The sequence below is a fragment of the Paenibacillus sp. EPM92 genome (genome assembly GCF_016586185.1).
Lineage (GTDB): Bacteria > Bacillota > Bacilli > Paenibacillales > NBRC-103111 > Paenibacillus_G > Paenibacillus_G validus.
On record NZ_BCPS01000096.1, the window covers coordinates 148913 to 158161 of the forward strand.

At 56.0% G+C, this 9249-nt stretch carries 9 protein-coding genes; 1 reads left to right on the top strand and 8 read right to left on the bottom strand.

The genetic code is table 11. From position 1 onward, the window contains the following. Positions 1 to 130 precede the first annotated feature (130 nt). Complete coding sequence (locus JMF85_RS24260; RefSeq protein WP_127608746.1) at positions 131 to 1672, top strand: Ppx/GppA phosphatase family protein; 1542 nt, start codon at positions 131 to 133, stop codon at positions 1670 to 1672. Here JMF85_RS24260 and JMF85_RS24265 read toward each other — a convergent pair. The 8 genes from JMF85_RS24265 to JMF85_RS24300 form a co-directional block, all read right to left on the bottom strand. Continuing rightward, the gene (locus JMF85_RS24265; RefSeq protein WP_201319051.1) at positions 1638 to 3728 is read right to left on the bottom strand and encodes an RNA degradosome polyphosphate kinase; all 2091 of its coding nucleotides are present in this window, start codon (positions 3726 to 3728) and stop codon (positions 1638 to 1640) included. The two genes, JMF85_RS24260 and JMF85_RS24265, sit on opposite strands and share 35 nt — an antisense overlap. A gap of 130 nt (positions 3729 to 3858) precedes the next feature. Beyond that, a complete protein-coding gene (locus tag JMF85_RS24270; RefSeq protein ID WP_230876343.1) occupies positions 3859 to 4266 on the bottom strand; it encodes an acyl-CoA thioesterase in 408 nt (135 codons plus the stop codon). A gap of 96 nt (positions 4267 to 4362) precedes the next feature. Beyond that, positions 4363 to 6123, bottom strand: a complete 1761-nt coding sequence (gene pyk / locus JMF85_RS24275) for a pyruvate kinase (protein ID WP_054797440.1) — start codon at positions 6121 to 6123, stop codon at positions 4363 to 4365. Beyond that, positions 6116 to 7090, bottom strand: coding sequence for an acetyl-CoA carboxylase carboxyl transferase subunit alpha (gene accA / locus JMF85_RS24280; protein WP_201319052.1), 975 nt, complete (start codon positions 7088 to 7090; stop codon positions 6116 to 6118). The genes pyk and accA overlap by 8 nt, the downstream gene beginning before the upstream one ends. Then, entirely contained in the window at positions 7080 to 8006 is a 927-nt protein-coding gene (gene accD, locus JMF85_RS24285; protein ID WP_054797439.1) for an acetyl-CoA carboxylase, carboxyltransferase subunit beta, read from the bottom strand. Before accD ends, accA begins: the two co-directional genes overlap by 11 nt. A gap of 67 nt (positions 8007 to 8073) precedes the next feature. Then, positions 8074 to 8265 (bottom strand): hypothetical protein, encoded by a 192-nt coding sequence (locus JMF85_RS24290; RefSeq protein WP_054797438.1) that lies wholly within the window; start codon positions 8263 to 8265, stop codon positions 8074 to 8076. Positions 8266 to 8399: 134 nt separating this feature from the next. Beyond that, complete coding sequence (locus JMF85_RS24295) at positions 8400 to 8885, bottom strand: phosphatidylglycerophosphatase A family protein (RefSeq protein WP_127608749.1); 486 nt, start codon at positions 8883 to 8885, stop codon at positions 8400 to 8402. A gap of 108 nt (positions 8886 to 8993) precedes the next feature. Further along, a partial coding sequence (locus JMF85_RS24300) for a hypothetical protein (protein ID WP_236595976.1) occupies positions 8994 to 9249 on the bottom strand: 256 nt, incomplete at its 5' end.

Genomic DNA, 9249 nt, shown 5'->3' on the forward strand with positions numbered 1-9249 from the left:
TCTTCGCCTAAATTTGCATCCCACCTAGAAGCATGTCATAACCGAAGTAAAATTATTCCCCAAAGTTTTGCAGCATCCAAAATCGATGTTAAAATAAGAGCATGACGACTTGCAAACAGGAGGTTTCCACATGAGCAGCAGCCGAAGAATCGGCATCATCGACATCGGTTCCAACTCCATTCGCCTCGCCATTTACGAACTGCTGGCCGCCGGCGGCTACCGCGTCGTCAGCGAGTTCAAGGAATCGGCACGCTTAAGCGGCCGAATCGGAGCCGACGGTTCGTTACCTCCTGCCGAAATTCAAGCGACCGCACAAATTCTGAAGCATTTCAAACGTATTTGCGAGAAGCACGAAGTGTCCGAATTCCGCGCCGCGGCCACGGCGGCCATCCGCAATGCATCCAATTCGGAGGAGATCGTGGAGACGCTTCGCCAAGAAAGCGGTTTTCCCATCGAGATCATGTCCGGCGAGGACGAAGCGAGGATCGGCTTTCTCGGCATGATTCGAACGATGGACGTGGAAGACGGGTTTCTTGTCGATATCGGGGGCGGCAGCACGGAGGTCAGCTTATTCCGTAACCGCCAGCTCCAGCATAGCGTCTCCTTTCCTTTCGGGGCCGTTAACACGACGCGTAAATTCGCAACGGACGGCGAATTCCAAGAGGAGCAGCTGCTCGGGATTCGCCAAATGGTCGAGCAGGCGCTCGCAGGCGAGCCTTGGATCAAGGAAGCGCCGGGGCTCCCCTTGATTGGCCTCGGCGGCGGCGTGAGGACCTTAAGCAAAATCAGTCAGCGCAGGCGTAAATATTCGTTTCTGCAAACGCACAATTACACGGTGACGGCCGACGAAATGGACGAGCTCGCCTCCTGGCTGCCGAGCCTGCCCGCCGAAAAGCGCAAGAAAGTCGACGGGCTAGCCAAAGACCGACACGACATCATCGTGCCCGGATTGCTCATCCTGCAGACGGTGTTCCGGGCGGTGAACGCTTCGCATTACGTGGTCAGCGGCGCCGGGTTGCGCGACGGCCTGTTCTTCGAATCGTTCGCGCCGGGTGACGGGACAGACCGGCAGGTCGCGGAGATCAGCTCGGACAACCTGCTTGCCCTCCATCCGACCGCGCCGGAAGCCCACATTCGGCAGGTGTGCGCGAACGCGCTTCGGCTGTACGATGCCTTGGCGGATGCGGGATCGCATGGTTATTGCCCGCGGATCAGGCTTGTCCTGAAAATCGCAGCCAAGCTGTACCGGATCGGCGCTTCGCTGCAGTATTATCAATACCAGAAGCACTCGTTTCATATGATCGCCCATACGCGGATCGACGGCTTGAGCCACCGCGAGATGCTCTTATGCGCCCTGATCGCTTCATTCAAGGCCAAGAGCCGCACACAGCAAGCCATGGCGCCTTACAAGGACATTCTGCTGGAGACAGACCTGGAGCTCATCTGCAAGCTTGGCGTCCTCCTGCAGCTTGCCATTGCGCTCGACGTCAGCGAAACGCAGGCGATCGAGGTCATGACCGCGTTCACCGAAGGAACCACGCTCCACCTTAAGGTGCGGACAAAGCACGACCCCTCTGCGGAATACAGAGAGGTCGAAGGCCACCAAAAAGATTTTAAAAAGGCTTGGGGCATTCAGCTTAACCTTCATGAGCTGTCGTTTTCCAAGAACTGATGCGCATCGCTTCGAATTGACTCCGCAGCGGTTCATCGTCGCCTGCGGTTACACGCTCGTAAAGACCGTTCGGCTGCAGCTGGCGGGCTTTGACGTTATCCCGTAAGTTGAGCTGCAAAATATTGATCAGCGACTGCTGGATGTCCTTATCGAACACCGGGCACATCAGCTCGACGCGGCGCGTCAGGTTGCGGGTCATCCAGTCCGCACTGGCGATATAAACTTCAGGCTCCCCTTCGTTCTCGAAGTAGAAGATCCGGGAATGCTCGAGAAACCGGTCCACGATGCTGCGCACCGTGATGTGCTCGCTCAGGCCCGGCACGCCCGGACGCAAGCAGCAGACGCCCCGTACGATCAAATCGATCTTCACGCCTGCTTGCGACGCTTGGTATAACTCGTCAACCATCTGCTGATTCGACAGCGAGTTAAATTTCGCGATGATGCGGGCCGGTTTCCCTTCCGCGGCGTGTTTCGCTTCCCGGCGAATTTTCTCGAACAGCTTATCCATCATATCCGTCGGAGCGACGCCGAACGCTTTCCAGTTATGCGGCGCCGAGTAACCGGTCACCTCGTTGAACAGCGCCGACGCGTCCTCGCCGATCACCTTGTGCGAGGTGAACAAGCCGACGTCGGTGTACAGCTTCGCCGTATTATCGTTGTAGTTGCCCGTTCCGACGTGCACGTACCGGTGCAGTCCATCCTGCTCCTGACGGACGACGAGCGTAATTTTGGCGTGCGTCTTTAAGCCGACCAGACCGTACACGACATGGCAGCCCGATTGCTCCAGCATCCGCGCCCAGGCGATGTTGCGCTCCTCGTCAAAACGCGCCTTCAGCTCGACGACAACCGTCACCTGCTTGCCGGATTCGGCCGCCCGGGCCAGCGCTTGAATGAGCGGCGAGTTGCCGCTGACGCGATATAACGTCATCTTGATTGCGAGCACCTGCGGATCGTAGGCCGCTTGGCAAATGAAATCGGTCACCGCATCGAACGATTCGTACGGGTGATATACGAGCACGTCGCGCTGCCGCAGCTTGGCGAACAGATCTTCGATATCATCCAGCTCGGCCGGGTACACCGACTCAATCGGTTTATACCGCAAATGATCGTAGCCCTTCAGCGAGCCTGTCAGTTTCATTAAATACGTCAAATCAATCGGTCCGTCGATCTCGAAGACGTTGTCCGTAATCTCGAACTCCTCCGTTAACTGCTTCAGCGCATAGGGATGCATCCCTTTCTGCACCTCGAGGCGTACCGGGTCTCCCCAGCGGCGGCGGCGCAGCTGGTTCTCGATTTCCTCCAGCAAATCCTCGGCGCCTTCCTCATTCAAGGTCAAATCGGCGTTGCGCGTTAACCGGAACGCTTGTACCGATACCGCGGTATACCCGCTGAAGAGCGTATGGATGTGCTGCTCGATCAGCTCTTCGATCAAAATAAACTCGTGCTTCTTGCTGTTGGCGCGAGCCGGCACCTCAATAAACCGCATCAGGTTCGAAGGCACCTGCAAAATGGCGAAATAAGGCTCGTCCTCCGGGTCGTCCCCTTCCTTCATCAGCACGACGGCCAAATAAACGGCTTGCGTACGGACGAGCGGAAACGGCCGGGCTTGGTCGACCGCCATCGGGGTTAATACCGGAAATACGATCTCATGATAATACGCATCCATCGCCCTGCGCTGTGTGACCGTCAAGTCTTCGTAATCAGCGATATAAATGCCTTCTTTACCGAGCAGACGCAAGATTTCGCGGTATGTACGGTATTGCTCGGACACCATTTTCGACGAGCGTTTCATAATACGCTTGAACAATCCCGCCGGCGTATACCCGGTGAAATCTTTTTTCGTATACCCCGCTTTAATCTGGTCCTTGATACCCGCCACGCGAACGCTCATAAACTCGTCCAAGTTGGAGGAAACGATCGATAAGAACTTCACACGCTCCAGGAGAGGCGTCGTCGGGTCCTGAGCTTCCTCCATGACCCGCCAGTTAAACTCCGCCCAGCTCAGATCTCGGTTCAAGTAATGATTCGCCGCTTCTCGGGAAGTCGTCTCCTTCATCGGATACCCATCCTCCATGCCCTTACTTTGTCATCTACCGTTCTACTTCATTCATCGTAATTCGACATTGTTAAAAGAAAATAGGTCTTTTGTAAATTTTATGTTAACGTTACTGAAAAATACGCTGTTTTTACATATGGCTGCCGATTAAAGCATACAAGTCCGGCGCTTCGCGGTCAATTCGCGTCGGCTTCCAATCCCGGTTCACCCATACATGACGCGTGCTTCCGGTGACGAGCAGCTCTTCGCCGCGCTTCACCTCATAAGCAAAATCGAGACGCAGATGGGTAAACGCCGTCACCCGCGTATAAATCGTCACCGTATCATCGTATTTGGCCGGCTGCTTGAATTTAAGGTCCGCTTCGATCAACGGCAGCAGCAAGCCGCGCGCCTCGAGGGTTTGGTATGGCATGCCCAGAGAGCGAATCATCTCCGTGCGGCCGACTTCAAACCACGTCAAATAGTTGGCATGATACACGACGCCCATTTGATCCGTCTCCTGATAGCGTACGCGGAATTCACAACTAAACCCATTCATGCCCTCACCCTCCATCCGTCTCATTCACATTGAGGTGCTGCCACAATGAAAAGAGCGAAACCGATATTCGATTTCGCTCGCTCCATGTTCATATAATTACAAAACCCGCGCACGGCCGGAGTAGATAACCCCGACTTCCGGGTAAATCGAAACTTCCGTACCGTCTTTCAAAATTTGCAGCGCATTCTCGACGCCGACGATCACCGGCTTGCCCAGGCTGATGCCGACAACCGCCGCGTGCGACGTAATACCGCCCGTTTCGGTAATAACCGCGGCTGCCTTCCCGAAGGCCGGCATGTAGTCCCGGTCCGTCGTCGGCGTAATCAAAATGCAGCCCTCTGTCGCTTTCGCATTCGCCTCATCCGCGCTGCTCGCGGTGATGACTTTGCCGGTTGCGATTTGCGTCCCGATGCCTTGACCCTTGGCGATCATCTCGCCGATCTGGTGCACTTTAATCAAGTTCGTCGTTCCGGAGCGGCCAACCGGAACGCCCGCTGTGATGACGACGATATCGCCCAGGCTCACGTATCCCGCTCTCACGCTCGTATCGACGGCCAGTTCGAACAATTGGTCGGTCGACGTGCACGACTCGCCCTTCAACGGCACGACGCCCCATACGAGCGACAGGCGGCGCAGTACACGCTCGTCCGGCGTAACCGCGATGACCGGCGCTTTCGGCCGGTACTTGGACACCATACGCGCCGTATAACCGCTCTCGGTCGCCGTAAGGATCGCGCGCGCATCCAGATCGAGCGCGGAGTTAGCAACCGCTTGGCTGATCGCTTCGGTTACGGTCGTTTGCTGCGCATTGCTTTGGCGGATGAAAATTTCGCGGTGCTCCAGCGCCGCCTCCGCACGCTCGGCGATGCGCGCCATCGTCAGCACGGACTCGACCGGATATTTCCCGGCCGCCGTCTCGCCGGACAGCATCACCGCGTCGGTGCCGTCGAAAATCGCGTTCGCGACGTCGCTCGCTTCCGCACGCGTCGGACGGGGGTTGCGCTGCATCGAGTCGAGCATCATCGTCGCAGTAATGACCGGCTTGCCCGCTTGGTTACACTTCTTGATCATCGCCTTCTGTACGATCGGCACGTCTTCGGCCGGAATTTCCACGCCGAGGTCGCCGCGCGCAACCATCAGGCCGTCGGACACCTCCAGAATTTCGTCGAGGTTCTCGACGCCTTCCTGGTTTTCGATTTTCGAAATGATTTGAATATGGGTCGCGTTGTGGCGCTCCAAAATTTCACGGATTTCGATCACGTCGCTCGCCTTCCGCACGAAAGAAGCTGCGATGAAATCGACGCCCTGCTGAATGCCGAACACGATATCGTTCGCGTCTTTCTCTGTAATCCCCGGCAGGTTGATTTTCACGCCCGGCACGTTAACGCCTTTCTTGCCGCCCAGCAATCCGCCGTTCTTGATGCGGCATACGATATCGGTGCCTCGGATGTCTTCGACCGTCAACCCGATCAAGCCGTCGTCAATCAGGATGGTGGAGCCGATCTTCACGTCTTTGTACAAATCCCGATACGTGATGTACACGCGCTGTGCGTCGCCTACGATTTCTTCGGTCGTGAGCGTGATCAGCTGGTCCTGCACAAGCTCAACCTTCTGGTCGTCTTTCAGCTTGCCTGTACGGATTTCCGGCCCTTTGGTATCGAGCAGAATGGCAATGTCGCTTCTACCCAGCTCTTGGCACGCCTGACGCACGTTCTTGATCCGGTTGCCGTGCTCCTCGAAGTCGCCGTGAGAGAAGTTGAGACGGGCGACGTTCATTCCCGCTCCGATTAATTTCTTAAACATATCCAGCGATTCGCTCACCGGGCCGATCGTACATACAATTTTCGTTCTACGCATGGTTTCCCTCCTGGATGGTCGTAAAGCGTCCTATCTGTCTAAACTTTCGATAACGGTCTTCCACAAGCTCTTCCTCGTTCAGCTTGAGCAATTCCTGCAAATGCCTCCACAACGTTTGCTTGATCGCCTCGGCCTGCATGACAACGTCCCGATGGGCGCCGCCTTTCGGTTCCGGGATGATCTCATCAATCACGTCCAGCTTCAGAATTTCGTCGGCCGTAATTTTCATCGCTTCGGCCGCCTCCATTGATTTCGAAGCGTCTTTATACAAAATCGAGGCCGCCCCTTCCGGACTGATGACCGAATAGATGGCGTTCTCGAGCATAAACACACGGTTGCCGACCCCGAGCGCAAGCGCTCCGCCGCTGCCGCCTTCACCGATGACGACACACAGGATCGGCACGCGCATCGAAGCCATTTCAAGCAAATTGCGCGCGATCGCTTCCCCTTGGCCGCGCTCTTCGGCGGCGTTGCCCGGGTAAGCTCCCTTCGTATCGATAAAGGTAATAATCGGCCGCTTGAACTTATCGGCTTGTCTCATCATACGCAGCGCTTTACGGAAACCCTCCGGATGCGGACTGCCAAAGTGACGGGCGATGTTGTCCCTGGTGTCTTTCCCTTTCTGATGACCGACCACCGTTACGGGAATGCCGTTGAAACGGGCAATGCCGCCTACTATGGCAAGGTCGTCGCCATAGAGACGGTCACCGTGAAGTTCGATGAAGTCGGTAAACAAATGCTGGATGTAATCCAGCGTCGTCGGCCGCTGCGCGTGGCGGGCGACCTGCATTTTTTGCCGGGTCGACATGCTGGCGTACAGCTCGGCCTCGAGCTCCGCAAGACGATGCTCCAAGCGGGCAATTTCTTCAGAGAAATCGATCTGCTTATCCCGGCTGAATTTGCGCAGCTCCTCGATTTTGGCGCGAAGCTCCACAAGCGGCTGCTCAAAGGGCATTTCACTTGCCATTCGCGACTTCCTCCTTTACGGTATGCATGCTAAGAAGCTTGGCCAGCATGCTGCGCAAATCTTTGCGGTGCGCCACCAAGTCCACTTGTCCATGTTTCAGGTTGAATTCCGACGTCTGGAAATTGTCCGGAAGCTTCTGACGAATCGTCTGCTCGATGACACGCCGTCCCGTAAAACCGAAAGCCGCTCCAGGCTCGGCGATGATATAATCGCCGAGCATCGCGAAGCTCGCCGATACGCCGCCGAACGTCGGATCGGTAATGACCGATATGTAAAGTCCGCCCCGCTCGTTCAGCTTGGACAATGCCGCGCTCGTCTTGGCCATCTGCATCAAGCTTAGAATGCTCTCCTGCATCCGCGCGCCGCCCGATGTCGAGAAGATGATGACCGGCCGCTGATGCTCCATCGCGTACTCAATCGCTCTCGTTACTTTCTCCCCGACGACCGAGCCGAGCGAACCGCCCATAAAGTCGAAGCTCATCGCCGCCACGACTACCGGATGTCCGCCGATCCGGCCCTCGCCCGTGATCACCGCATCCTGCATACCGGTGGATTCCATCGCCTTGCTGTATTTACTCGCATAATCCGGAAACTGGAGCGGATCGACCGACACGATCTCACTGTCGAACTCGGTAAACTCGCCGTCGTCCATCGTCATCTGAATGCGCTCCACCGCATTCAGCCTGTAATGATAATCGCACGACGAACACACCTTCAAGTTTTTGTCCAGCTCTTTGTTGTATTGAATCGTACCACACTGCGGGCACTTATTCATCAATCCTTCGGGAATTTCGCGTCTCGGCCGTTCTTCGGGCACGTCGATGCCCCCGTCGAGCGGGAGCTTGACACTAGGCCTGTCCGCCGAAGGAACCGTGGCATACTTCCTTTTCTTCTGAAACAAGTCTTTGAATTGCACGACTACACCTCGCCTTACCGTTGTTGGACTTGTCCGTGCTTGCCGCCAGCTGCCTTGGACGTGCTGGTTAAGATCTATGCAAAATGGTATTCAGCACCTCTTGTACTTCTTCCAATTCGCCTTCGGGAACTAAAATTTCAAATTGATTTTTGGTCATATTAATAGCCCGAACTTGTACCAGAAAGCCTTCTTCCGTTAGCTTTTGCTTGATTCTATCAGCAATTTTCGCGGTTGGAGCGATATAGATCACGGTCCACATGAAACAAGACCTCCCGAACATAATGGAATAATGATATCATAACTCCACTTTTTCCCGCAACCGAGGTTGTGACGCTGCAAGTGGGGCTTGTCCCTGCGAAAATGCCGGAAAACGGGCAAAAAACGATTCGCCCGTTACGTTTGTCCATCCAATTCGTCTTGATGCTTATGCGCGATACGGGCCGAAGCGGCGGCCGCAAGACCTGCCACCAAGTCGTCCAGGAAGACGTGAATGCTCGTCGAATGATCGTTCAAATCCCGGATAATGCCGTTTTTTTTCTTATCCAAGTACCCGAAGCTCGTCAAACCGATCATGCCGTACACATGCACGATGCCAAGCGCCAGCGTTTCGTCGACGCCGTAGAGCGACTCGTCCTGTTCCATCAGCTGCTGCAGCGGATCGGGCAGCAGCTTCTGCTCGGCCAGCTCGTCGAGCGCGATACCGGTGTACAGCACATACTGCACCTCGCGCTTGGCCAGCACGGCCAGCACGCTTTCGATGCAAGCCTCCTTGGACAATGCCGGGTTATACGGAACCTGCAGCTCGTGCACGATATCGGCGATCCGATCGACGGTCACCCCGCGCTTTTCCAACCATTCCACGATAGGTAGATGCGACATAACAACAACGCCTCCTTCGATACATTCGTAACACACGGGCAGCCTGCAAGCGGCGCAGCAGCGCAGGTTGCAGCTTGGGTTACTAAATGTATGCGAAGAAGGCGATCATTATTTCACCTTTACACTTTGTTCACCTAACAACTCTTCGATTCGTGAGAAAAGGGCCGGAGACGGCTTCACGTTATATTCGCCGGAGAGACCGAGCGTTTTTTGCGTCTTCTCGTAATAGAGGACGACCGGCACCGGGCCGTGATGCTCGGCGATCAGCCGCTTCAGCGCCGCCAGCACGGCCGGCTGCTCTCGGTCGGCGGCGATGCGCACGTACACGCGCTGTCCGGCCGGCTGCGGGCGCCGGGCCGCTGCC